The following is a 21,274-nucleotide window of genomic DNA, read 5'->3' as shown; positions in this document are numbered from 1 at the left end:
GGTCGGGGCCAGCGCTACTCGTCCCCATCGACACCTGAGGTCAGGATAACGCAGCGGGGAGGGCCCCGCCGCTCGTTCGGGGGAGGGCCGCCGTGGCTGAGGACGTCCGGGGCGCCGTGCTGGTGACGATGGCGGACCGCGAGGACGCCGAGGAGCTGGCCGAGCAGCTCCTGGAACAGGGGTACGAGCCGTGCCTGGTGCACCGCGACATGCTCGCGGGCGAGGACGACGCGGAGGACGTGGACTGGGTGATTGAGGTGCACACCGGGCCGCACGGCGGCCCGGCGGTGTTCGACGAGCCCCACCTGGCGGCCCTGGCCGAGGACTACGGCGGTTTCGCGGTCGCGGAGTGACGGGAGGGGCGGTCCGCGTGAGCCGGACGGGCTTCGTGGGCTGGCCGAGATAAGCGGGCCGCATGGGTCCGGCGGGTCGCGTGGGTCGGAGGGGCTTCGTGGGCTGGTCGGAAAAACCGGTTGGGCGCGGGCCGCGGGAAGCGCGAGGATGCTCCCCATGCTGATACGCAGAGCCGTACCCGAGGACGGTCCGGCCGTCGCCGACGTGGAGGTCCGCTCCTGGCGGGCCGCCTACCCGGGAATCGTCCCGCAGGACTACCTGGACGCCATGGACGTCGGACAGCGGGGCGCCCGGTGGTCGGACTGGATCGCCGGGGCCGCCCGGCCGGAGGCGGAGCTGCTGCTCGCCGAGGGCGGCGGCGGGGCGGTGGCCTTCGCCTGCTTCGCCCCCGTCGAGGAGGACGGGCAGGAGACGGGCGGCATCGCCGGACCGTGCGAGCTGGAGGCCTTCTTCTCCGTCCCCGAGGTGTGGGGGAGCGGGGTCAACCGCAGGCTGATCGCCGACGTGCACCGGGCCGTCGCCGGGGCGGGGTACGCCGAGGCCGTCCTGTGGGCGCTCCGGGACAACCTGCGGGCCCGGCGCTTCTACGCCGCGCACGGCTGGGAGGCCGACGGGACGGTCACCGAGGAGGGGCCCCTCAACGGTGTGGTCCTGCCCCGTCTGCGCTACCGACGCGGGTTCTGACCGCGGCCGGTCGGAGCGGGGCCGCGCGGCGCCCCGGATCGTTGCCTTACCCGGACGGATCGCCTGGGCTCACTTTCTGGCTCAGCGTGACTGGGCTATCCGTTAGGGTGATGAGTGCACGCTCGGCGCCCAGGCGACGTCGGGCACCCTCCTTGGCCCCATAGCCGTGCAGGATGGGCCAACCAGCGTCCGGAGGGACGTGCCACGCGGGCCGACGGGTTGCCGATCGGCACCAGGGCACGAAGACGATTGGCTCATGCCTGGCCTCTCGCCACGCATGAATCCTGAGGATCCCTCAGGATCGCCAAGCCACGCAGAGACGCTTCCCGCACCACTCGCGGTACCGCCCAGGGGGAAGAGTCCGCAGTCCGGCGGACTCCGGGACGGGTGCCGAGCCGTCTGGAGGGATATGCGATGAAGGCCACCGACGCCGCCCGACTGCCGGTCCTGCCGGGGGAGGACCCCTGGACGGCGGAGGAGATCGCCGTGGTCCGCAGGCGGCTGGAGGAGGAGGTCGCCGCGGCGAAGCGGGAGCTCGGAGAGGTCGAGTCCGAGTTCGCCGAGCTGTTAGAGGACCCCGTGGAGGGGGCCGGGGACGACAGCGCGGACGCCGGGGCCAGGGCCTTCCAGCGCGAACAGGATCTGGCGTTGGCCTACAATACTCGTGACCTGCTCGCCGAGGGCGAGCGGGCGATCGAACGGATGGACGCGGGGACCTACGGGGTCTGCGGCTCGTGCGGGCAGGCCATCGGGAAGGCGCGCCTTCAGGCCTTCGCGCGCGCCACCCTGTGCGTCACCTGCAAACAGCGCGAGGAGCGTCGCTGACTGAGGTAGAGCCCTCCGGGGACAGGAACATGACCACGACCGACAAGACGGGCGCCCGTCCGCGCAGGTACCTTCTCCTGCTGCTGGTCGCGCTCGCCGCGATCGGCGTCGACCTCCTCACCAAGGAGTGGGTCCTGGCGACCTTCGCCGAGGGCGAGTACCTCGACGTCATCGGCGACTTCGTCCAGTTCACCCTGGTGTTCAACACGGGCGCCGCCTTCTCCATGGGCACCGACTTCACATGGGTGTTCACCTGCATCGCCAGCCTCGTGGTCATCGCCATCGGCTACATGGGTCTGCGGGTGCGCAGCGTGTGGTGGGGCGTGACGCTCGGCCTGATGATGGGCGGTGCCGCCGGAAACCTGGTGGACCGCTTCTTCCGCGACCCGGCACCCTTCCACGGCGCGGTCGTCGACTTCATCAGCGTGGGGACCTTCCCGGTCTTCAACATCGCCGACTCCTGCGTGGTGGTGGGCGCCTGCCTGGTGGTGGCGCTGACCTTCAAGGGACTCAACCTGGACGGGACCGTCATCGAGGACGACCGCGACGCCAAGAAGGGCTCGGACAAGGCCGAGGACAGCGAGAACGCCGGAGGTGCCGGGGAGACCGGTTCCGCCGGAGACGAGACGACCGGAGGGAGGGACCAGTGAGCGACACCCGAAGCCTGCCCGTGCCCGACGGGCTGGAGGGCGACCGGCTCGACTCGGCCATCGCCCGGATGTTCGGCCTGTCCCGTACCCGCGCCGCCGAGATCATCGGTGAGGGCGGTGTCCTGGTCGACGGCTCCGAGGCGGGCAAGTCCGACCGCGTCAGCGCGGGGGCCTGGCTGGAGATCACCCTCCCGCCGCCGCCCACCGCCCCCGTCCCGCGTCCCGAGCCCGTGCCGGGCATGCGGATCGTGCACGAGGACACCGACATCATCGTGGTGGACAAGCCGGTCGGCGTGGTCGCCCACCCGACCGTGGGCTGGACCGGCCCCAGCGTCCTGGAGGGCCTGCTGGCCTCCGGGGTGCAGGTGGCCACCAGCGGTGCCGCCGAACGCCAGGGCATCGTGCACCGGCTGGACGCCAACACCACCGGCCTGATGGTGGTCGCCAAGAGCGAGACCGCCTACAGCGTGCTCAAGCGGGCGTTCAAGGAACGCACCGTGGACAAGCACTACCACACGCTGGTCCAGGGGCACCCGGACCCGCTCCGGGGCACCGTGGACGCGCCGATCGACCGCCACCCGGCGGGCGACGGCCGCTGGGCCGTGGTCGCGGGTGGGCGCCCGTCGGTGACGCACTACGACACGCAGGAGGCCTTCCGGGCCGCGAGCCTGCTGGAGATCAAGCTGGAGACGGGCCGCACCCACCAGATCCGGGTGCACATGTCGGCCCTGCGCCACCCGTGCGTGGGAGACACGCTCTACGGCGCCGACCCGACCCTGGCCGAGCGGCTGGGCGTGCGCCGCCAGTGGCTGCACGCGGTGCGGCTGGGCTTCGACCACCCCACCGAGCACCGCCCGGTGGAGTTCTCCAGCCCCTACCCGGACGACCTCACCGCCGCCGTCGACGCGCTGCGCGAGGACTGACCGACCGGCTCCCGGGCCGACCCCCGGACCGGGTCGTCGCGGCCTGGTGCCCCGCGGCCCGGTCCGTCCACAGGCGCGGACCGGGCCTTGCCGGGCGTGCGCGCGGCGGACGACACTGGAATCGGGGGGAGCCCCACCCCCGAGGGGGTGCGCGGCGCCCCCGGTTCCCAGTCTGGCACGGGGCGGCGGCCCCGGCCAGGGTCTTCTCGGGCCTGTGGACGGTCCCGCTACCTTCTCCGCGCGGACGGGGTCACGTACCGGGTGCGGACCACGCCCTGGCACAGGGCGGCGCCCAGGATGATGACCACCGCGCCCAGCGGCTGGTTCCAGCTCAGGGTCTCGCCCAGCAGCACGACCCCGGCGGTGATCGCCACCACCGGCGCCACGTAGGTGACCGTGGTCGCCACCGTCGCCCCGGCCTCGCGCACCACCGCGTACTGGAGGATGTAGGCCACGCCGGTGCCGAAGACGCCCAGGGTGCTCACCGCCGCCACCACCTGCCACGTCACGCCCGTGGGCATCTCGGTGAACAGCGGAACCAGGACCACCAGCGGTGCCGAGCCCAGCAGCAGTTGCAGGGTGCTCAGCTCCAGGGCGCCGTGGGAGCTGCCCGCCACGAACCGGCGCAGGTAGGGCGTGCCGATCCCGTAGCAGGCGGTGGCGCCCACGACGAAGAGCATGCCCAGCACGGCGTCGCGGTCGCCGACGGCCACCTCACCCAGCGAGTTCCACACGCCGAACACGGTGAGCACGCCCAGGAAGCCGATGCCCAGGCCCAGGACCCGGTCGCGGTCGGGCCGCTCGTCGGAGAGCAGCAGCATCGAGAACACCACGCCGAACAGGGGCGTCGAGGCGTTCACAATGCCCATGAGCGCGGACGGGATGAGCTGGGCGGCGTACCCGAACAGGGTGAAGGGGACGGTGTTGAGCAGCAGCGCCGCCACGAACATGTGCCCCCACAGGCGGGGCGAGCGCGGCAGGCGACCGCCCCGCAGCAGCAGGACGGCCAGCAGGGGCAGCGCCCCGGTGGCCATGCGCCCGAGCGCGAGCTGCATGGGGGAGAGGACCTCGGCCCCGACCTTGATGAACAGGAAGCTCATGCCCCAGATCAGGGAGAGCAGGACGAACTTGGCCCGCCAGTCGGAGAGCGCGCGGCGCGGGCTGCGGGGTGGGGCGGACACGGGGGAGACAGGGGAGACAGCGGACATGGGACGTTTCTATCCCCGAACGATGTGTTAGGTCTACTTCGTATTTCTTAAGCTAACCCTTAGGCTTGCTTACATGCTCAGTGTCGACCGACTTCGGGTCCTGCACACCATCGCGGCCCACGGCTCCCTCAGTGCAGCCGCCGAAGCCCTCCACGTCACCAACTCGGCCGTCTCCCAGCAGCTCACCAAACTCGAACGCGAGGTCGGACAACCCCTCGTCGAACGCAACGGCCGGGGCGTGCGCCTCACCGACGCCGCCGAACTCCTGGTCGAGCACACCGCCAGGATCCTGTCCATGGTCCAGCGCGCCGAGGCCGACCTGGAGGCGCACCGCGACGACGTCACCGGTCATCTGCGCCTGTCCGCCACCCCCACCGCGGTCCGCGGCCTCCTGCCGCACGCGCTCTCCTCCCTGCGCGAAGCCCACCCCGGCCTGAGGGTGGAGCTGCACGAGGAGGAGCCGCACGAGAGCGTGCCCGCCATGGCCCGGGGGGACGCCGACCTGGCCATGGTCGTCGACTGGCTCGGGGCGCCGCTGAGCCTGCCCAGCGGCATGAGCCGCGCCCCGCTCATGGAGGACGTCGGCGACATCGCCCTGCCCGCCGACCACCCCCTGGCCCACCGCGAGATCCTCGCCCCCGAGGAGATCCTCGACCTGCCCTGGATCAGCTGGTCGCGCGGATCGATCTGTGACGACTGGCTGCACGGCCTGATCCGGGCGCACGGCGGCGAGCCCAACGTCATCCACAACGTGGAGGAGCACCAGACCAAGCTGGCGCTCATCGCCGCCGGGATCGGCGCCGCCGTCATGCCCCGCCTGGGGTGCGGACCCCTGCCGGAGGGGGTGCGGGTGGTGCCCGTGCAGCCAGCGCTGGTGCGCCAGGTGTACGTGTTCTGGCGCACCGACGCCTCCCGCCGCCCGGCCATCCGCGCCACCGTGCGGGCCCTGCGCGAGGCGGCCGCCGCCTACACCGACTGAGCGGCAGGAGCCCAGAACCGGAGCCGGAGAGCGAGCACAGGGGCGTGCGCAGGGGCGTGCCCCGGTGTTCTGGCCGACCCGCGCGGGTCGGCCGAAACACCCGTGGGGCACCGCCCCTCAGCTGTTCAGCGGGACCGGCTCAACCGTTCAGCAGGCCCGACAGGGTGGCGGCCGGGCTGATCACCTCCGGGTCCGTCCGCACGTCGACCAGGGTGGGCAGGTTCGCCCCCACCGCCTCCGCCAGTGCCTTCTCCAGCTCCTCACGCGTGTGCACGGTCGCGCCCCTGGCCCCCAGGGACCGGGCGTACCCGGCCAGGTCCAGCGGCCCGCTGATCCGGGTTCCGGCGATCCGCCCCAGCTCACGGGCCTGGTGCATGGCGATCGTGCCGTACAGCCCGTTCTGGAACACCACCACGGTGACCGGCGCGTCCATCCGCACCGCGGTCTCCAGCTCCTGCCCGGTCATCAGGGCGCCGCCGTCACCGGCCACCGCCACCACCGTCCGGTCCGGGGCGGCGATCTTGGCCGCCACCGCGGCGGGCACGGCGTAGCCCATGGCCCCGCTGGTCGGCGCCAGCTGGGTGCGCGGATGCCGGAACCACCAGCCCCGGTGCAGGAAGGAGGCGAAGTTGCCCGCGTCGTTGGTGATCAGCGCGTCCTCGGGCAGCGCCGCGCGCATTCCCGCGACCACCGTCCACGGATGCAGCCGTGCACCGGTGTGCCCGGCGACCTCGGGCGGCACGGTCGCGGTGTCCACCCACACCCGCCGCGCCGAACTCCAGTCGCGGTAGGGCGCCTGGACCGGCGCCCCGGCGAGTTCGCGCAGCGCCTCCCCGGCGTCGGCGACCGCGCCGAACCACAGGTCGGTGCTGGCGCCCAGCTGTCCCGGATCGACGTCGATCTGCGCGACCCGGACGTGCCCGCCGCGCTCGGGCAGCCGGTAACCCTGGGTGGTGGTCTCGCTCATCCGGCAGCCGACCACCAGGACCGCGTCGGCCTCCGCCAGGGCGTTGAGCACCGGCGGAGAACAGCCCAGCCCCAGGTGACCCAGGTAGAGCGGGTGGTCGTTGGGGAACACGTCCTGGCGTCGCCAGGCGGCGTACACGCCCGTGTTGAAGCGTTCGGCGACCCGGACCAGGTCCTCCCGGGCCGCGCGGGCGCCGCCGCCCGCGATGATCACCGGGCGCACCGCCCTGGCCAGCCAGGTCGCCAGCCGGTCCCTGGCCTCCGTGCCCAGGACGGGGCGCGGGACCACGGGCGGCCCGGGCGCCTCCTGGGGACCGACGCGCTGGCCGAACAGGTCGCCGGGCACCGCGATGGCCACCGGTCCGGGTCTGCCGGTGGTGGCGACGCGGACCGCTTTCGCGGTGACCTCCGCGAGCCGGTCGGCCCGGTGCACGGTGGTGGACCACTTGGTGATGGGCGCGTAGAACGCGGTGAGGTCCACCTCCTGGAAGGCCTCCCGGCCCAGGTGCTCGGTCTCGGCCTGCCCGAGGAACACGATCATCGGGGTCGAGTCCTGCATGGCGGTGTGCACGCCCACCGCCAGGTTGGACGCTCCCGGCCCCCGGGTGGCCGCGGCCACGGCGGGAACGCCGGTGAGCTTGGCCTCGGCCTCGGCCATGAACCCGGCGCCGTTCTCGTGCCGGGTGGAGACCAGCTGCATGCGCGGGTGCTGGTCGATCGCGTCGGCGAGCTCCAGGAAGCTCTCACCGGGGACGGTGTAGCACCGTCTGATCCCGGCCGCTGCCAGCACCCCCACCACCGCGTGCGCGGCGGTGTCGGTGGGCGGGCGGGGGCGTTCTGCTGCGCCTGTGGCCATGGGGGCGGGGTCCTTCCATCGTCGCAAGGTCCACTCGGCGCGTCCGGACGGCCCAGACCGGGTCTGGCACATCCGGGCGCATACGGTCGGTGGTGACCGGCCGCTGCCGCTTCGAGCCTCGTGGGCTCTGTGGCGTTCCGGGCGCTGCCGCCCGGAGGCCGTCGTCCCGGGTCGTCGCTGTCCGGCGCCCGAGCACGGTCTTCGGCTTCCTTCCCAGGGGGCGGGGAACTTGCACTCCCCACCCGCCGCGTACGGGGACGGTCGCGGTGGGGCGGCCGGTCGGGACCCGCGCCGGGGACGGGTCCGTCCCCGGCACCGCGCGAGCGAACGGGGAGGGCCCCGTCATCGACTGGTACGCCGTCCGACGTCCCACCACCTCCTCACCTCCAGGAAACCGCAGCGCGGCGCCCTTCGGTAGGGGATGTGGATAACTTCCCCCGGGCTGCTCAGCCGACGCCGGGGGCGCCCAGGGCGTCGAAGGCCCGCCCTCGTTGAAGGCGCGTCCTGGCGCTCAGCCGACGCCGAGGATGCGCAGAGGGCCGTGCCCGCCCCTCGTCGGAGGCGCGCTCCAGTACTCAGCCGACGCCGAGGGCGCGCAGGCCCGCCGTGGTCGCCGCGGCGGCGACGATCACGACGAGGAAGGGCGCGCGCAGGACCAGGGCCAGGACGGCGGCGCCCAGGCCGCCCATCCGCGCGGTGTCCCATGCCAGCGCCTGGCCCTCGCCGCGCAGCGCCTCCACCGCGATCAGCGCGGCGAGCAGGGCGATCGGCACCGCGGTCGCGAACCGCCGCAGCCACGGGTTGTCCAGGAGCCGCCGCGGCGCGGCCAGGCCCGCGTACTTGAGCAGGTAGCAGCCCGCCGCGGTGGCGACGAGCACGATCCACAGGGTCATGGCCGGGCCTCCCCGCGCTCCACCGCGGACCGGCGGTCACCCTTCGCCACGGGACCGTCCACCGCGGACGCGGCCGGAGTCCCCGCCCCGGAGGAGGCAGTCGGGGCGCCCTCCCCGGTGCCTGTGCTCGGAGCACCGTCCCTGACGGATGTGCTCCGGTTACCTTGCGCGGACGGCGCGGCCTGGCCGCTCTCCCCGGCGGCGGGACCGAGCAGCGCGATGAGCGCGGCCGAGGCGGCCAGCAGCACCGGGACGCCCGAGGGCAGGAAGGGAGTCGCGGCCAGGGCCAGACCCGCGCCCAGGCCCGCGACCAGCCACGTGCGGGCGCCGCCCTCCCGCAGGCGGGGCCACAGCAGCCCCAGGAAGACCGCCGGACCCACCGCGTCGAGCCCGAACGCGCTGATGTCGCCCACGAGCTCCGTGGCCAGCGCCCCCACCAGGGTCGCCACGACCCAGGAGCCGCCCAGCACCGCGTAGGTCGTCACGAACGCCGTACGCGCCGACGCGCGGTCCGGCTGGGCCAGCGTCACGGCCGTGGTCTCGTCGATCACCCCGTGCGCGGCCAGCGCCCGCCGCGCGCCCCGCCAGCCCAGCACGTCCGCCAGACGCAGCCCGTACAGGGTGTTGCGGGCGCCCAGGAGCAGCGCTCCCGCCGCCCCCGCGACCAGGCTGCCGCCGCCGGCGATCACCCCCACCAGGGCGAACTGGGAGGCTCCGGTGAACATGAACAGGCTCATGAAGACGGACTGCGCCGGGGACAGCCCGGCTGCCACGGCGGCGGTGCCGAACGCCAGACCGGCGGCGCCCACGGCGACGCCGATCCCCACGCTGTCGCGCACCGCGGGTGTACGGAGGACGGAGAAGGATTTCACGCGCCCCACGCTAGGGAGGCCCACCGTGCGGTGTCTTGAACGTTCTTGCCGGGCCCGGTCCGCCGGTCGCCGCCCCCGCCTCCCGGCCAGCGGCTCAGGTGGAGAGCAGAGCGCGCTGGTAGGCCGCGGGCGGCACCCCCAGGTGGCGCTTGAAGTGGCGGGTCAGGTGTGGCTGGTCGGCGAACCCCACCTCCACCGCGACCTCGCCCGCCCGCCGTCCCGAGGCCAGCAGTGCCCGGGCCCGGTCCACCCGCAGCTGGTTGAGGTAGGCGTGCGGCGGCAGGCCGTGGACGGCTCGGAAGGCCCGCGACAGCGCGAACGGGCCGATGCCCAGTCCGGCCGCCAACTCCTCCAGCGTCGGCGGGTCCACCAGGCGCTCGGCCAGGATCCGCCGGGCACGCTCCACCTCGGGGCGGGCCGCGTGCCCGGCCGGTCCGGCCGCCCGTTCGCGACCGTGGGAGCGCAGCAGCATGCCCAGGCCCTGCCGGGCCAGGGAGGAGGCGGTCAGGCGGTCGCCGTTCTCGGCGGCCACGTGCGCGGTGGCCAGCACCCGGGCGGCCTCGGGCGCGTGGATGCCGGACTCGGTGAACGCCGGGGTTCCGCGCATGCCCAGTTCGCGGGCGATGTCGGCCACCACCTCGGGCAGGGGGTAGAACACGCGGTAGCTCCAGCCCTCGGGAACCCCGGCGTGGCCGGTGTGCACCTCCCCGGGTTCGACCACCGCGAGTCCTCCCGGCCCCACCCGGGCCCGGCCCCGTTCGTGCGTGTACTCCTCGATGCCGCCGGTGATCACCCCGATCGTGTAGGTGGGATGGGTGTGGCGGGTGAAGGCGGTGGTGACGAAGTGCGCGGTGAGCAGTTCGGTCTCGGGCAGCCCGGAGAAGCGCCAGTAGCGGGCCCGCTCCGCGCGCGGGTCCTCGATCCGGGGGTGAACATCGCTGGGCATGCCCATTGCTCCAGGTTAGGCAGCGCGCTGCGCGGGCACTGCCACGGGCTTCGGCGCGGACACCGGTGGCAGGGCACCGGTGGCAGGACACCGGTGGCAGTACGGGCAAGGGGGACGGCACAGGCACCGGCTTCGGCACCGGCACCGGCCGCGCCGGTCGGACGTCCGCGACAGCCGGGGGGACGGCACCCGCGGTGCGTGTTTCGCCCCGTGATGGGACTAATCTGCCTGCATGACTACGACCGAGATCCGCCTGGCGCGGGACGAGCGCGACCGCGCCGCAGTGTTCGTCATCCGGGGAGCCGTGTTCGTCGCCGAGCAGCAGGTGCCCGTGGAGGAGGAGTGGGACGTGCGCGACGCCACCGCCGACCACCTCCTCGCCCTGGACGGCGGCATCCCCGTGGGCACGGTCCGCCTCGTGGACCTGGGCGGAGGCGTGGGCCTCCTCGGTCGTCTGGCCGTCCTGCCCAAGGGGCGCGGCACCGGGACCGGCGCAGCGCTCGTGCGCGCGGTGGAGGAGCGGGCCAGCGAGCGCGGGCTGACCAAGGTGGAGCTGCACGCCCAGACCCACGCACTGGGCTTCTACGCGCGGCTGGGCTACGCCGCCCACGGGGAGGAGTTCCTGGACGCGGGGATTCCGCACCTGCACATGGTGCGTGAGCTGGGCTGACGCCGCCGCGCGTGCTGCCCGTCTCCGCCCCGTGTGACAGGGAGCGCACCGCCCGGCCCCGCCTCGTCGGAATACCACCGAGTAGGATTCGGTTTGACGGTGGTGCCCCCAGCCACCCGTGCACACACCGATTCGACGAGGAACACATGACGGTCAACACGCAGCCGGTAGCCGAGCGCCCCGACCCCCGCGCCTTCGGCCTCCCGGTGGTCGAGCAGGCCCAGATCCCCGCCGAGCTGCGCTCCCTCGTGGCCCGCGTCCACGACCTCGTCGACGCCGTCGCCAACACCGAGGTCGACACCGACACCCTGGCCGAGGCCGCGGCCACCGTCGAGGGCATCACCGGCAGGCTCAACGTCGCCCGCCGCCAGATCGGCACCATGGTCCAGCGCGACCTCCAGAGCGGAGACGTCGAGTACGGCACCATCACCAACATCGTCTCGGGCGACACCAACCCCGCCGCCCCGCCGCTCCTGCTGGAGCGCACCCCCGAGGGCCTGCGCGGCGAGGTCACCCTCAACACCGTCTACCAGGGCCCGCCCGGACTCGTGCACGGCGGCTGGATCGCGGCCCTGCTCGACCAGGCCGTCGGCAGCGTCTCCGCGGTCGAGACCACCCCGGGGCTCACCGCCAAGCTGGAGGTGAACTACCGCAGGCCCACGCCGCTGTTCACCCCGCTGGAGGTCACCGCGGAGGTGGACCGGGTGGAGGGCCGCAAGGTCTTCGTCTCCGGGCGGATCCGCGCCCACGGCGAGGTCACCGCCGAGGCCACCGCCCTCATGATCCAGGTCAGGATGCCCGAGGCCGAGGGCCAGCAGGGCTGAGCCGCCAGCCGGTCCACCCGGCCGAAGCACCGTGGGGCGGCCTGCGCCGACAGGCGGGGCCGCCCCACGCGTGTGCGGGGCCGGAGGGAACACGGCCCGCACGCCCCACACGCGCGGGGTGACGCACTCCCCGCCGCGAAACCGTCGCACCCTCCCCGGCGGATTCGGTAGTATCTCCCCCATGACCCGCCGCTATCACGTGTTTAGCCAGCCGACGACCTCGTCGGCCGCTCTCACGTAGGCGGAAGCAGGGGTCGTCGGCAACGGAGCACCAGGGCAGCAGCCCGGTGCTCCTCTTCGTTTTCCAGGCGGCCGACGTCCCACGACACGCTCTCCACGCACCGCGCGTATCCCGCGGGGAGGTACGGCCGCACCGCGACCGAGTCCGGCCCGCCACCGGACCGCCCCACCCGAGGGAGAACCACCGTGTCCGAGCACCGCACCACTGCGCCCGCCGCCCAGGAGCAGATCCGCCAGCTACGCGGACGCATCGACCAGATGGACGCCGAACTGGCCGACCTCCTCGAGCGCCGCGCCCTCGTCGCCGCCCAGGTGCAGCGGCTCAAGCCGGTCGGCTACTTCGCCGGGCGCGACATGCGGCGCGAGCGCGAACTGGTCGAGCGCATGGCCGAGCACGCCCCGCGCCTGGGGCCCGACCGGCTCGCCGCCATCATGGACAGCGTCATCAGCGCCGGGCTGGCCGCCGCGCAGGAGGAGGCCGCCCGCACCAGGTGACCACGTCCCGGCCACGGGGTGCGTCAGCCGTGTCCCGGCTCGGACACCCGTGCGCCGGGTGACCGCGATCGTCGGATGCGCCAGCCGTGCCCTGCTGTGGACGTCCGAGCGCCAGGTGCCCGCGACCTCCGGGGGCGGCCCCACCCCGGCGCGAACCCGTGTGGCAGGCGACCGCGCCCGTCCGCCAGGCCCTCCCCGTAGGGAGGGAGGGCCTCGGTGTCCTAGTGACGGAGCACGTCCACCCACACCATCCGGTGGTCGGAGCTGGGGAAGGGGTAGTCGCCGGTCAGCCGGAACAGGGGGTCGTCCACGGTCGGCCAGAACACCCCGGACGACCGGGTCGGAACGATCCGCGAGGGCAGCACGTAGTCCACGCGCAGGTTGCCCGGACCGGGCTCGTCCGCGAAGTCGGCGCTGTCCAGGACCGGGTCGCCCCCGTGCCCGTCGTTGGCCCCGCCCTGGCGCTGGGCCGCGCCCCTGCCGCCCTGGCTGGACGGGCGCACGTCGGTGATCCCCGGGTGCTCCAGGAGCTGGGTGATGGCGTTCGGGTGGCCGTCGCCGTCGTTGGGGTCGGCGTTGAGGTCCCCGGCGATGACGAACGGTGCGCCCACGGGCAGGCCGCCGCGCCGCCCCTGGTCGTCGTAGACGTAGGAACCCGCGCGCGGGGTCACGTAGTCGGCCCAGAAGCGGATCTCGTCGTGGTTGCGCGCCACGTTGCGCTTCTCCGGGCCGTCGAAGGTCGGCGGGGTCGGGTGGCTGGCCAGCAGGTGGACCGGGCGGCCCCGGCCCGTGTCGATCGGCAGGTCCCAGTGGCTCTTGGAGGACAGCCGCAGGACCTCCAGGGCCTCGGGGGAGTAGTAGGACTCGCCCGTCTCGGGGTCGGTGGGCAGGAGCGCGCCGGGCATGTCCGCCCACCGGAAGGTCTGGAACGTGCGCACGTCCTCGGTGACGATCGGGTACATCGAGTACACGACCATCCCGTACTGGCCGGGGAAGAGTCCGTACCCGAAGGCGTCCTCGGCATAGGCGGGGCTGCCGGGCTCGGTCACCGCCTCGCCGTCGCCGTTGAGGTCCGCGCCCGAGGCCACACCGGTGTTGACGGGCGCGGAGTAGACGTAGGGGTACTCGATGGCCTCGGCGCCGTTCTGGCCCACGGACAGGTAGTTGTCCTGGAACAGGCGGGGCCCGTCCCCCTCCTCGTCGTAGTCGAACTCGTTGACCAGGAGGACGTCGGGGCGCACGTGCTGGATGATCTCGGCGACGTTGCGCGCCTGCTCGCTGCCGGGCGTGGCCAGCTCCTCGGCGAGGACCCCTTGACCGGGGCGTTCCAGCGCGGTGTTGAAGGTGGCGAAGCGCACCTCGTGCGATCCCGGCGGTTCGGGGACCGAGGACGACACCTCGGCGGCGGCGGCGGGGGCCGCCACCAGCGCGGACGCGGCCAGGACGAGGGTGGCGGTGGAGGCCACCGGTCTGACCAGCGGGCGTGAACGCGGCTTCATGGGGAAATCCTCTCAGCGGGGGAGCGGGGTGCGAAAGGCCGGGGGCTCCGGCGGTCAGGGGCCGTGGCGGTCAGGGGTTCAGGTGGCCGTGGGCGCCGACAACCTGGAGTTCTGACGGCTGCGGGTTCCGGAGGCCGGGAGTTCCCACAGCTTGGAGTTCCGTTGGCCGAGCCAGGTCGGACCGTTCCGGTGCGGCCCCGGCCGCGGGAGGTTAACAGGCCGGAGTGAAGCAGGGGTGACTCCGGGTCGTCCACAGGCCGCGAAACCCCGTGGCGCGAACGGCCACCTCCCTGCTTCCCTGGTTCCATGGCCCACAAAGAACCCAACCTGCCCTTTCGCTGGGACGTCGCGGGCGGGGACCAGCTCGGTTCCCTGACCGAAGGGCACGACCACGAGCCCCTCTACGTGGAGGAGCTCACCGAGTGCGCGGCCAAGGTGCTCGCCCGTAGCGCCGACGGAGACCTGTACTTCGTGGGCCGCTCCCCGGACAGCCTCTTCGACCTGCTCAGCGGTGTGCTCTCCGACACCCCGTACCGGGAACGGCTCAGACAGCTGCCCCTGTCGCTCTACGGGTACGACGGACAGGGGCTCACCTTCGCCGAACGCGCCCAGCTGCGCACCAACCTGACCGCCTCGGGCATCACGCCGGGAAGCCTGGCCGCGCGCGGGCGCCCCCTGGTGTTCGTGGACCTGGTCCTGCACGGGTCCACGTTCGGCAACCTGCACGAGCACCTGCGCGACTGGATCGAGGACGAGCGGGCCGCCTGGAACGTCATCCGACGCAAGGTCCGCTATCTGGGGATCACCACGCGGGAGAAGACCAGTCCCCACACCTGGCGCTGGCAGCAGAACGCCGAATGGCCCGATGAGTTGCCCGCCAGCGCGGTGCGCAACATCTCGGTTCCCGGCTGGCTGTGGAGTCACCTGGGCAACGACCAGCCCAAGACCACCGTGTCCTTCCGCCGTACCCGCTGGACGGATCCGTCCGTGACCGAGCCCCGACACGACAAGGAGGCGCTGTGCGCCCTGTCCACGGCGGTGTCCCTGGTCGAACGGGGACGCACCCGCCAGGTCCGCGAGCACGTCCACCGGGTGCTGACCGGCGAGCCCGCCTTCCGGGAGCCCTGGCTGCGCGACCTGGCCCGCTGCCTCCGCTGATCCGGTCCCGGCGGACGTGCCTGATCGCGCGCAGGGCCTGTGAGACCGCCTGTCCCCGGGGGCCAGCAGCGGGGCCGCGAAACCGCTGTCCCGATGGAGCGGTGGTCCAGGCTTGAATCGTTTTCCTTTCAACTACTCCGATTCCCTCTCCCCCGGACGCATGGCGATCGGATGTCCCATGTCATCTGGGGCTCGGATCCTCCGAGTAGACGTAAATCGGTTTAGAAAGGGCCGTTGTCGCGTCGCTACTCCCCGTGTTACATTCGCGTTGTTTTCGGGAGCGCTCCCATCACATCGACGCATCCGGGCCGCCGCGACACGTCGGCTCCGGAGACGGTGAGGAGTGTCCTTCCCATGCCCCCCATCCCCCCTGCCGTCCGTCCTCGGACACGGCGCGGCGCCTCCCTCATGACCGCCCTCGCCACGGGCGCCGCGCTCGCCGCCGTGGCGACCGGCCCCGCTTCCGCAGCCGCTGGCTGCGAGGTCGACTACACCATCCAGAACCAGTGGAACAACGGCTTCACCGCCGCCGTGTCCGTCACCAACCTCGGTGATCCCGTCGACGGTTGGACCCTGGAGTGGGACTTCACCGCGGGCGAGCGTGTCACCAGCGGCTGGAACGGTGAGTTCTCCGGTTCCGGCGACCACGTCAGTGTGGGCGACACCGGGTGGAACGCCGCCGTCGCCACCGGAGCCTCGGTCAGCTTCGGCTTCAACGGCTCTCACGGCGGCACCCCCGAAATCCCCGAGTCCTTCACGCTCAACGGCACCGTCTGCACCGGCGACACCGGGGAACCCCCCGTCGAGGAGCCGCCCGACGACGAGGACCCGCCCACCACCGGAGAGGGGCGCCAGGTCGAGGAGCTGGGCCGCGGCCTGGTGAGCGTGCACGGACCGCAGGGCAACCTGGTGAGCTGGCGGCTGCTGGCCACCGACCCCGAGGACGTCGCCTTCAACGTCTACCGAGGCTCCACGCGCCTCAACCCGCAGCCCCTCACCGGGGCCACCTCCTACCTGGACGACGACGCCGCCGCCGACGCCCGCTACACGGTCCGCCCCGTGGTCGACGGCCAGGAGGCGGAGGCTTCGGGGAACTCCCTGGCGCTGCGCGACGGCTACCTGGACGTTCCCCTGGACGTCCCGTCCGGCGGCAGCGGCTACACCTACGACGCCAACGACGCCAGCGTGGGCGACCTCGACGGCGACGGCGAGTACGAGATCGTCCTGAAGTGGGAGCCCACCAACGCCAGGGACAACTCCCAGGCGGGTCGCACCGGCCCCGTACTGCTCGACGCCTACGAACTCAGCGGCGAGCGGCTCTGGCGCATCGACCTGGGACGCAACATCCGGGCCGGTGCGCACTACACCCAGTTCCAGGTCTACGACTTCGACGGCGACGGGCGGGCCGAGGTCGCCGTGAAGACGGCCGACGGCACCGTCGACGGCACCGGCGGGGTCATCGGTGACGCCGGGGCCGACCACCGCAACGGCGACGGTTACGTCCTGAGCGGGCCGGAGTTCCTCACCATGTTCGACGGCCGCAGCGGGGCCGAACTGGACTCGGTGGACTACGTGCCCGGACGCGGCGACGTCTGCGACTGGGGCGACTGCTACGGCAACCGGGTGGACCGGTTCCTGGCGGGCGTCGCCTACCTGGACGGCCAGCGGCCCAGTCTGGTCATGGCACGCGGCTACTACACGCGCTCGGTCATCGCGGCCTGGGACTGGCGGGACGGGCGCTTCACCCGCCGCTGGACCTTCGACAGCGACGACGCCGGGTCGCGGTGGGCCGGACAGGGCAACCACCAGTTGAGCATCGCCGACGCCGACGGTGACGGCCGCGACGAGGTCATGTACGGCTCGATGGCCGTCGACGACGACGGCAGCGGGATGTGGGCCACCGGTCACGGCCACGGGGACGCCATGCACGTGGGCGACCTGCTTCCCGACCGCCCCGGCCTGGAGGTCTTCACCATCACCGAGCGCACGGGAGGCGCGGCGGGCGCCTACGTGGCCGACGCCGACACCGGCGACGTGGTCTGGCGCAGGCCCACCGCCAGCGGCGAGGAGGGACCCGGCCGGGGCGTGGCCGCGGACGTGTGGCCGGACAACCCGGGCGCGGAGTTCTGGGTCGCGGGTGGCGGCATCAGCGGCATGTACGACGCGGAGGGTGACCGCCTGGGCGTTCGTGCCCCCTCGTCGGCGAACTTCGTGGCCTGGTGGGACGGCGACCCGCTGCGGGAGCTGCTGGACGGCACCCGCATCGACGAGTACGGGACCGGTGGCGACACCCGGCTGCTGACCGGTTCCGGGGTGGCCTCCAACAACGGCACCAAGTCCACACCGGCGCTGAGCGGGGACATCCTCGGTGACTGGCGTGAGGAGGTCGTCTGGCGCACCGAGGACAACCGGGCGCTGCGGATCTACTCCACGCCCGTCCCAACCGAGCTGCGGATGCCCACCCTGATGCACGACACCCAGTACCGGGTGGCTGTCGCCTGGCAGAACACCGCCTACAACCAGCCGCCGCACCCGAGCTTCTTCATCGGGGACGGCATGGAGCCCGCTCCCTGGCCGGAGGTCTACACGCCCTGATCGCCGGGCCGGGCTGGTCCGGCCTGATCCGGGCTGGTCTGGGCAGGGCGCGGGGCGGGGTGGTCGTGCGGGTGTGCTCGCGCGACCGCTCCGTGCTCGATGGAGTCCTCTCAGCGCACAGGCCCTTTTCCCGAAGCCTTCTTCGGGAAAAGGGCCTGTGCTCTCGGTCTGGTCGCCGTGGGTCTCACAGGTACCTGCGGGGAAGGTCGCCCGCTTGAAGTTCGGTGAAGGTGACCATCCGCATGCCGGGGCGGGTGAGCACGGCCCCGCCGCGCGCGAAGAAGACGGTTCCCCCGGCCTTGCGCAGGTTGAGCAGGCCGACGGCCGAGCAGAGGATCTGCCGTGGCGTCACCCTCTCCACTCCCGGCGTGGTGGAGAGGGAGGCGGCCACCTCGGGGGAGACCTCGGCGAGGAAGCGGGGGAGTTCGTGCGCGCTCACGTGGTCTTCTCCCCGGCCTCCGCGATCTCCAGAACGCTGAGGAGGCGGCGGGCCATGTCTCGCTCCTGGCCGATGGGAAGGCCCTGTTCGCACTCCCAGGCGTCCTCGGTGCGGAAGGGCTCCCACATCCAGAACCAGTGCCACTGCCCCGAGTCCGCCCGCATCAGGCGCACCGACTGTTCCTGGGAACCCCGCTTTACCACCAGCACCATTCCCGGTCGGGGGAGGGGCCTGAGGTTCAGCTGGTCCAGTTCCAGGGCGAGCCGCTTGGCCGCCTCCCTGGTCACTGTTGTCGCATTCTCGGATTCTGACATGTCCCTTTTCCTCCATGGAATGGTGGAATGTTCCCAAAGCCGCTGTCACAGGCCATCGCTGGCCTTGAAACTGATCATCCGAGAGAGAAGCTCAGAACCATAGAGGGCATGGGCATATGGGAGAATTCGAGGAGTGCTGTTTTCGGTGGTGCGAAGATGGTGGAGAAGGGTGAAGTAATGGCGAAACACAAGATCAGGCCTCACGCCCGGGAGTGGGGAACCGAACTGAAGGTTCTGCGTGCCAGGGCAGGAAGGACCCAGAAGAGCCTGGCTGCCCCACTGAACTGCTCTGACACCCTCATCTCCGGCTTCGAGTCCGGTACGCACTGGCCCTCACGCGAGATGGCGGTGGAACTGGACGACCTGATCGCAGGGGAGGGGGCTCTTGTCAGGCTCTGGGACCGGCTCAACTCCAAGCAGTCCTATCCCGCCTGGGTGTGTGACCTGGTGAAGGCCGAACCCATGGCAACGGTCATGCGCAAGTTCGAAACCACTGTCATCCCTGGTCTCCTCCAAACGGAGGACTACGCACGCTCCCTGGTCACGGCGAACAACGGTCTTGCACCGTTGCGCGATATCGAGGAACTGGTATCAGGACGTATGGAGCGGCAGAAGCTCTGGAATCTTCCCGATCCTCCCCGCATGGTGGTCGTCCTGAACGAAGCGGTTCTTCTGACCTCTATCGGAGGGCCGCGCGTCTTGTCCGAGCAGATCACCAAGCTGATCGATATGGTGGAAAGCAAACGGATCAGGGTTCATGTCGTCCCTCTGGACACGTCGGGTCCCCCATCGGTCATGCCCTTCACCCTCTTGGGCTTCGAGGATCAGGCGGACACGCTGTACCTGGAGGACGCTCTCTCGGGCCGGATGGTGACTGAGCAAGACGACGTAGCCCGGATGGATACGCTTTTCAGTGACCTTCTGGGGGTCTCACTGTCGCCTGAGAAGTCGCTGAAGGTTCTCTACCAGCATCGAAGGAAGCATGATGACGAAGCCGAAGCTCTCACCTGAGTGGAAGAAGTCCGGCTACAGCGGTGGCAACGGCGGTGACTGCGTAGAGGCGAAGCGAACCTCTGCGGGCGCGGCTGTGCGTGACACCCAGAACCGCGACCTCGGCCACCTGGAAGCCAACCGCCGCGAGTGGACCGCCCTCCTGGGAGCGGTCAAGGGATGCCGATGACGAAGCTCTCACCTGAGTGGAAGAAGTCCACCTTCAGCCATGGCAACGGTGGTCAGTGCGTAGAGGCCAGGCGAACCTCTGCGGGCGCGGCTGTGCGTGACACCCAGAACCGCGACCTCGGCCGCCTGGAAGCCAACAGCGCCGAGTGGACCGCCCTCCTGGAAGCCGTGAAGGACTCCACCCTCCGAACTCCCTGACCTCTTCGAAGCACCCCCGAGACGCACCGAGCCCCCTCCCCGGACACCCGGGAGGGGGCTCGCGCACGTCTCACGCCGTTCGGGTGAGGCCCGAAGGCCCACACCGCGGTTAAAGGGTCGGCAGGTACCTGTGCAGCTCGTACGGGGTCACCTGGCGGCGGTAGTCGCGCCACTCGGCCTTCTTGTTGCGCAGGAAGAAGTCGAAGACGTGCTCGCCCAGTGTCTCGGCGACCAGCTCGCTGTTCTCCATGATCCGCAGCGCCTCGTCCAGGCTCTGCGGCAGCGGCCGTATGCCCAGCGCCCGGCGCTCGGAGTCGGTCAGCGCCCAGACGTCGTCCTCCGCACCGGGAGGAAGCTCGTAGCCCTCTTCAATGCCCTTCAGACCCGCCGCCAGGATCACCGCGTAGGCCAGGTACGGGTTGGAGGCCGTGTCCAGCGAGCGGATCTCGATCCGGCTGGAGTTGGACTTGCCGGGCTTGTACATCGGCACGCGCACCAGCGCCGAGCGGTTGTTGTGGCCCCAGCAGATGTAGGCCGGTGCCTCGCCGCCCATGCCCGCGGAGGCGGCCGGGTCGTCCCACAGGCGCTTGTAGGAGTTCACCCACTGGTTCGTGACGGCCGTGATCTCGTCGGCGTGCCGCAGCAGGCCCGCTATGAACCCGCGCCCGACCTTGGACAGCTGGAAGTCCGCCCCCGGCTCGTAGAAGGCGTTGCGGTCGCCCTCGAACAACGACAGGTGCGTGTGCATGCCCGAGCCCGGGTACTGCGTGAACGGCTTGGGCATGAAGGTGGCGTACACGCCCTGTTCCATCGCCACCTCCTTCATCACGAGCCGGAAGGTCATGATGTTGTCGGCGGTGGTCAGCGCGTCGGCGTAGCGCAGGTCGATCTCCTGCTGCCCGGGCCCGCCCTCGTGGTGGCTGAACTCCACGGAGATGCCCATGGCCTCCAGCATGTTGATGGCGTTGCGCCGGAAGTCGTGCGCGCTGTTGTGCGGCGTGTGGTCGAAGTAGCCGCCGGAGTCGTTGGGCTCGGGGAGCTCACCCAGTTCGGGCATCTTCTTGAGCAGGTAGAACTCGATCTCGGGGTGCGTGTAGAACGTGAACCCGAGGTCGGAGGCCTTGCCCAGCGTGCGCTTGAGCACGTGGCGCGGGTCGGCCGACGACGGCGAGCCGTCGGGCATGAGGATGTCGCAGTACATGCGCGCCGTGCCGTGCGGCTCGTTGCGCCAGGGCAGCACCTGGAAGGTGGAGGGGTCGGGCTGGGCCAGCATGTCCGCCTCGTAGACGCGCGCGAACCCCTCGATGGCCGAGCCGTCGAAACCGATGCCCTCGGAGAAGGCCGCCTCCAGTTCGGCGGGGGCGACCGCCACGGACTTGAGGTACCCGAGCACGTCGGTGAACCACAGCCTCACGAACCGGATGTCGCGCTCCTCCAACGTGCGGAGCACGAATTCCTGCTGTCGATTCACGATCAACCTTCCTCGATGCGGTCGGTGTCCGGGCCC

At 71.8% G+C, this 21,274-nt stretch carries 23 protein-coding genes; 14 read left to right on the top strand and 9 right to left on the bottom strand.

Annotation, left to right across the window (positions count from 1 at the left end; translation table 11 throughout):
- The first annotated feature begins 92 nt into the window (after positions 1-92).
- The 5 genes from ACSIH6_RS01495 (at position 93) to ACSIH6_RS01475 (ending at position 3,436) form a co-directional block, all read left to right on the top strand.
- Positions 93-353 carry a toll/interleukin-1 receptor domain-containing protein gene (locus ACSIH6_RS01495; RefSeq protein ID WP_061078495.1) on the top strand — a complete coding sequence of 87 codons (261 nt, stop codon included), beginning with the start codon at positions 93-95 and terminating at the stop codon, positions 351-353.
- Between the two features lie 157 nt (positions 354-510).
- Complete coding sequence (locus ACSIH6_RS01490) at positions 511-1,038, top strand: GNAT family N-acetyltransferase (protein ID WP_435105760.1); 528 nt, start codon at positions 511-513, stop codon at positions 1,036-1,038.
- Between the two features lie 414 nt (positions 1,039-1,452).
- Positions 1,453-1,863 (top strand): TraR/DksA family transcriptional regulator, encoded by a 411-nt coding sequence (locus ACSIH6_RS01485; protein WP_435105758.1) that lies wholly within the window; start codon positions 1,453-1,455, stop codon positions 1,861-1,863.
- A 29-nt stretch (positions 1,864-1,892) separates the two neighbouring features.
- The gene (lspA, locus tag ACSIH6_RS01480; RefSeq protein WP_435105756.1) at positions 1,893-2,513 is read left to right on the top strand and encodes a signal peptidase II; all 621 of its coding nucleotides are present in this window, start codon (positions 1,893-1,895) and stop codon (positions 2,511-2,513) included.
- Positions 2,510-3,436 carry an RluA family pseudouridine synthase gene (locus ACSIH6_RS01475; protein WP_435105754.1) on the top strand — a complete coding sequence of 309 codons (927 nt, stop codon included), beginning with the start codon at positions 2,510-2,512 and terminating at the stop codon, positions 3,434-3,436. Before lspA ends, ACSIH6_RS01475 begins: the two co-directional genes overlap by 4 nt.
- Before the next feature lie 227 nt (positions 3,437-3,663).
- On the opposite strand, the gene ACSIH6_RS01470 is transcribed toward ACSIH6_RS01475, so the two are convergent.
- The gene (locus ACSIH6_RS01470; RefSeq protein WP_435105752.1) at positions 3,664-4,644 is read right to left on the bottom strand and encodes a DMT family transporter; all 981 of its coding nucleotides are present in this window, start codon (positions 4,642-4,644) and stop codon (positions 3,664-3,666) included.
- A gap of 73 nt (positions 4,645-4,717) precedes the next feature.
- On the opposite strand from ACSIH6_RS01470, the gene ACSIH6_RS01465 reads away from it, so the two are divergent.
- Complete coding sequence (locus ACSIH6_RS01465; RefSeq protein ID WP_435105749.1) at positions 4,718-5,623, top strand: LysR family transcriptional regulator; 906 nt, start codon at positions 4,718-4,720, stop codon at positions 5,621-5,623.
- 139 nt (positions 5,624-5,762) lie between these two features.
- Here the strand turns inward: ACSIH6_RS01465 and ACSIH6_RS01460 are convergent, their stop codons facing one another.
- The 4 genes from ACSIH6_RS01460 to ACSIH6_RS01445 form a co-directional block, all read right to left on the bottom strand.
- Positions 5,763-7,445, bottom strand: a complete 1,683-nt coding sequence (locus tag ACSIH6_RS01460) for a thiamine pyrophosphate-dependent enzyme (RefSeq protein ID WP_435105746.1) — start codon at positions 7,443-7,445, stop codon at positions 5,763-5,765.
- Between the two features lie 575 nt (positions 7,446-8,020).
- The gene (locus ACSIH6_RS01455) at positions 8,021-8,338 is read right to left on the bottom strand and encodes an AzlD domain-containing protein (protein WP_017565754.1); all 318 of its coding nucleotides are present in this window, start codon (positions 8,336-8,338) and stop codon (positions 8,021-8,023) included.
- Positions 8,335-9,177, bottom strand: a complete 843-nt coding sequence (locus ACSIH6_RS01450; RefSeq protein ID WP_435105973.1) for an AzlC family ABC transporter permease — start codon at positions 9,175-9,177, stop codon at positions 8,335-8,337. The genes ACSIH6_RS01455 and ACSIH6_RS01450 overlap by 4 nt, the downstream gene beginning before the upstream one ends.
- A 127-nt stretch (positions 9,178-9,304) precedes the next feature.
- Positions 9,305-10,162, bottom strand: coding sequence for a helix-turn-helix domain-containing protein (locus ACSIH6_RS01445; protein WP_435105743.1), 858 nt, complete (start codon positions 10,160-10,162; stop codon positions 9,305-9,307).
- A gap of 226 nt (positions 10,163-10,388) precedes the next feature.
- Here ACSIH6_RS01445 and ACSIH6_RS01440 point away from each other — a divergent pair, with 226 nt between their 5' ends.
- From ACSIH6_RS01440 to ACSIH6_RS01430, 3 genes are all read left to right on the top strand, one after another.
- The gene (locus ACSIH6_RS01440; protein ID WP_435105740.1) at positions 10,389-10,826 is read left to right on the top strand and encodes a GNAT family N-acetyltransferase; all 438 of its coding nucleotides are present in this window, start codon (positions 10,389-10,391) and stop codon (positions 10,824-10,826) included.
- Between the two features lie 146 nt (positions 10,827-10,972).
- The gene (locus tag ACSIH6_RS01435) at positions 10,973-11,650 is read left to right on the top strand and encodes a PaaI family thioesterase (protein ID WP_435105738.1); all 678 of its coding nucleotides are present in this window, start codon (positions 10,973-10,975) and stop codon (positions 11,648-11,650) included.
- A 426-nt stretch (positions 11,651-12,076) separates the two neighbouring features.
- Positions 12,077-12,385 (top strand): chorismate mutase, encoded by a 309-nt coding sequence (locus ACSIH6_RS01430; RefSeq protein WP_435105736.1) that lies wholly within the window; start codon positions 12,077-12,079, stop codon positions 12,383-12,385.
- Between the two features lie 221 nt (positions 12,386-12,606).
- Here the strand turns inward: ACSIH6_RS01430 and ACSIH6_RS01425 are convergent, their stop codons facing one another.
- Complete coding sequence (locus ACSIH6_RS01425) at positions 12,607-13,884, bottom strand: endonuclease/exonuclease/phosphatase family protein (RefSeq protein ID WP_435105734.1); 1,278 nt, start codon at positions 13,882-13,884, stop codon at positions 12,607-12,609.
- Between the two features lie 306 nt (positions 13,885-14,190).
- On the opposite strand from ACSIH6_RS01425, the gene ACSIH6_RS01420 reads away from it, so the two are divergent.
- The gene (locus ACSIH6_RS01420) at positions 14,191-15,042 is read left to right on the top strand and encodes a hypothetical protein (protein ID WP_435105732.1); all 852 of its coding nucleotides are present in this window, start codon (positions 14,191-14,193) and stop codon (positions 15,040-15,042) included.
- 354 nt (positions 15,043-15,396) lie between these two features.
- The gene (locus ACSIH6_RS01415) at positions 15,397-17,637 is read left to right on the top strand and encodes a rhamnogalacturonan lyase family protein (protein WP_435105729.1); all 2,241 of its coding nucleotides are present in this window, start codon (positions 15,397-15,399) and stop codon (positions 17,635-17,637) included.
- A gap of 184 nt (positions 17,638-17,821) precedes the next feature.
- Here the strand turns inward: ACSIH6_RS01415 and ACSIH6_RS01410 are convergent, their stop codons facing one another.
- Complete coding sequence (locus tag ACSIH6_RS01410; RefSeq protein WP_435105727.1) at positions 17,822-18,076, bottom strand: hypothetical protein; 255 nt, start codon at positions 18,074-18,076, stop codon at positions 17,822-17,824.
- A complete protein-coding gene (locus ACSIH6_RS01405) occupies positions 18,073-18,390 on the bottom strand; it encodes a hypothetical protein (protein WP_435105725.1) in 318 nt (105 codons plus the stop codon). The genes ACSIH6_RS01410 and ACSIH6_RS01405 overlap by 4 nt, the downstream gene beginning before the upstream one ends.
- Positions 18,391-18,417: 27 nt before the next feature.
- On the opposite strand from ACSIH6_RS01405, the gene ACSIH6_RS01400 reads away from it, so the two are divergent.
- From ACSIH6_RS01400 to ACSIH6_RS01390, 3 genes are read left to right on the top strand one after another with little or no spacing between them, the layout of a single operon-like run.
- Positions 18,418-19,401: a helix-turn-helix domain-containing protein gene (locus tag ACSIH6_RS01400; protein ID WP_435105723.1), complete on the top strand. Its 984-nt coding sequence runs from the start codon at positions 18,418-18,420 to the stop codon at positions 19,399-19,401.
- The gene (locus tag ACSIH6_RS01395; RefSeq protein WP_435105721.1) at positions 19,373-19,570 is read left to right on the top strand and encodes a DUF397 domain-containing protein; all 198 of its coding nucleotides are present in this window, start codon (positions 19,373-19,375) and stop codon (positions 19,568-19,570) included. Before ACSIH6_RS01400 ends, ACSIH6_RS01395 begins: the two co-directional genes overlap by 29 nt.
- Complete coding sequence (locus tag ACSIH6_RS01390; RefSeq protein WP_435105719.1) at positions 19,561-19,767, top strand: DUF397 domain-containing protein; 207 nt, start codon at positions 19,561-19,563, stop codon at positions 19,765-19,767. The genes ACSIH6_RS01395 and ACSIH6_RS01390 overlap by 10 nt, the downstream gene beginning before the upstream one ends.
- Before the next feature lie 109 nt (positions 19,768-19,876).
- Here ACSIH6_RS01390 and ACSIH6_RS01385 read toward each other — a convergent pair whose 3' ends face one another.
- On the bottom strand, positions 19,877-21,238 hold the full coding sequence (locus ACSIH6_RS01385; RefSeq protein WP_231972212.1) for a glutamine synthetase family protein: 1,362 nt from the start codon (positions 21,236-21,238) through the stop codon (positions 19,877-19,879).
- Between the last annotated feature and the right edge of the window lie 36 nt (positions 21,239-21,274).

The sequence above is a fragment of the Nocardiopsis synnemataformans genome (assembly GCF_965343085.1).
Classification (GTDB): domain Bacteria; phylum Actinomycetota; class Actinomycetes; order Streptosporangiales; family Streptosporangiaceae; genus Nocardiopsis; species Nocardiopsis alborubida.
This window is presented reverse-complemented; position numbering and strand designations above follow the sequence as displayed.

Excerpts from the sequence above, each read along its gene's own strand:
- ACSIH6_RS01490 (WP_435105760.1), top strand. The coding sequence starts at position 511 with ATGCTGATACGCAGAGCCGTACCCGAGGACGGTCCGGCCGTCGCCGAC.
- ACSIH6_RS01485 (WP_435105758.1), top strand. The coding sequence starts at position 1,453 with ATGAAGGCCACCGACGCCGCCCGACTGCCGGTCCTGCCGGGGGAGGAC.
- lspA (WP_435105756.1), top strand. The coding sequence starts at position 1,893 with ATGACCACGACCGACAAGACGGGCGCCCGTCCGCGCAGGTACCTTCTC.
- ACSIH6_RS01470 (WP_435105752.1), bottom strand. The coding sequence starts at position 4,644 with ATGTCCGCTGTCTCCCCTGTCTCCCCCGTGTCCGCCCCACCCCGCAGC.
- ACSIH6_RS01465 (WP_435105749.1), top strand. The coding sequence starts at position 4,718 with ATGCTCAGTGTCGACCGACTTCGGGTCCTGCACACCATCGCGGCCCAC.
- ACSIH6_RS01460 (WP_435105746.1), bottom strand. The coding sequence starts at position 7,445 with ATGGCCACAGGCGCAGCAGAACGCCCCCGCCCGCCCACCGACACCGCC.
- ACSIH6_RS01455 (WP_017565754.1), bottom strand. The coding sequence starts at position 8,338 with ATGACCCTGTGGATCGTGCTCGTCGCCACCGCGGCGGGCTGCTACCTG.
- ACSIH6_RS01445 (WP_435105743.1), bottom strand. The coding sequence starts at position 10,162 with ATGGGCATGCCCAGCGATGTTCACCCCCGGATCGAGGACCCGCGCGCG.
- ACSIH6_RS01440 (WP_435105740.1), top strand. The coding sequence starts at position 10,389 with ATGACTACGACCGAGATCCGCCTGGCGCGGGACGAGCGCGACCGCGCC.
- ACSIH6_RS01435 (WP_435105738.1), top strand. The coding sequence starts at position 10,973 with ATGACGGTCAACACGCAGCCGGTAGCCGAGCGCCCCGACCCCCGCGCC.
- ACSIH6_RS01425 (WP_435105734.1), bottom strand. The coding sequence starts at position 13,884 with ATGAAGCCGCGTTCACGCCCGCTGGTCAGACCGGTGGCCTCCACCGCC.
- ACSIH6_RS01420 (WP_435105732.1), top strand. The coding sequence starts at position 14,191 with ATGGCCCACAAAGAACCCAACCTGCCCTTTCGCTGGGACGTCGCGGGC.
- ACSIH6_RS01415 (WP_435105729.1), top strand. The coding sequence starts at position 15,397 with ATGCCCCCCATCCCCCCTGCCGTCCGTCCTCGGACACGGCGCGGCGCC.
- ACSIH6_RS01405 (WP_435105725.1), bottom strand. The coding sequence starts at position 18,390 with ATGTCAGAATCCGAGAATGCGACAACAGTGACCAGGGAGGCGGCCAAG.
- ACSIH6_RS01400 (WP_435105723.1), top strand. The coding sequence starts at position 18,418 with ATGTTCCCAAAGCCGCTGTCACAGGCCATCGCTGGCCTTGAAACTGAT.
- ACSIH6_RS01395 (WP_435105721.1), top strand. The coding sequence starts at position 19,373 with ATGATGACGAAGCCGAAGCTCTCACCTGAGTGGAAGAAGTCCGGCTAC.
- ACSIH6_RS01390 (WP_435105719.1), top strand. The coding sequence starts at position 19,561 with ATGCCGATGACGAAGCTCTCACCTGAGTGGAAGAAGTCCACCTTCAGC.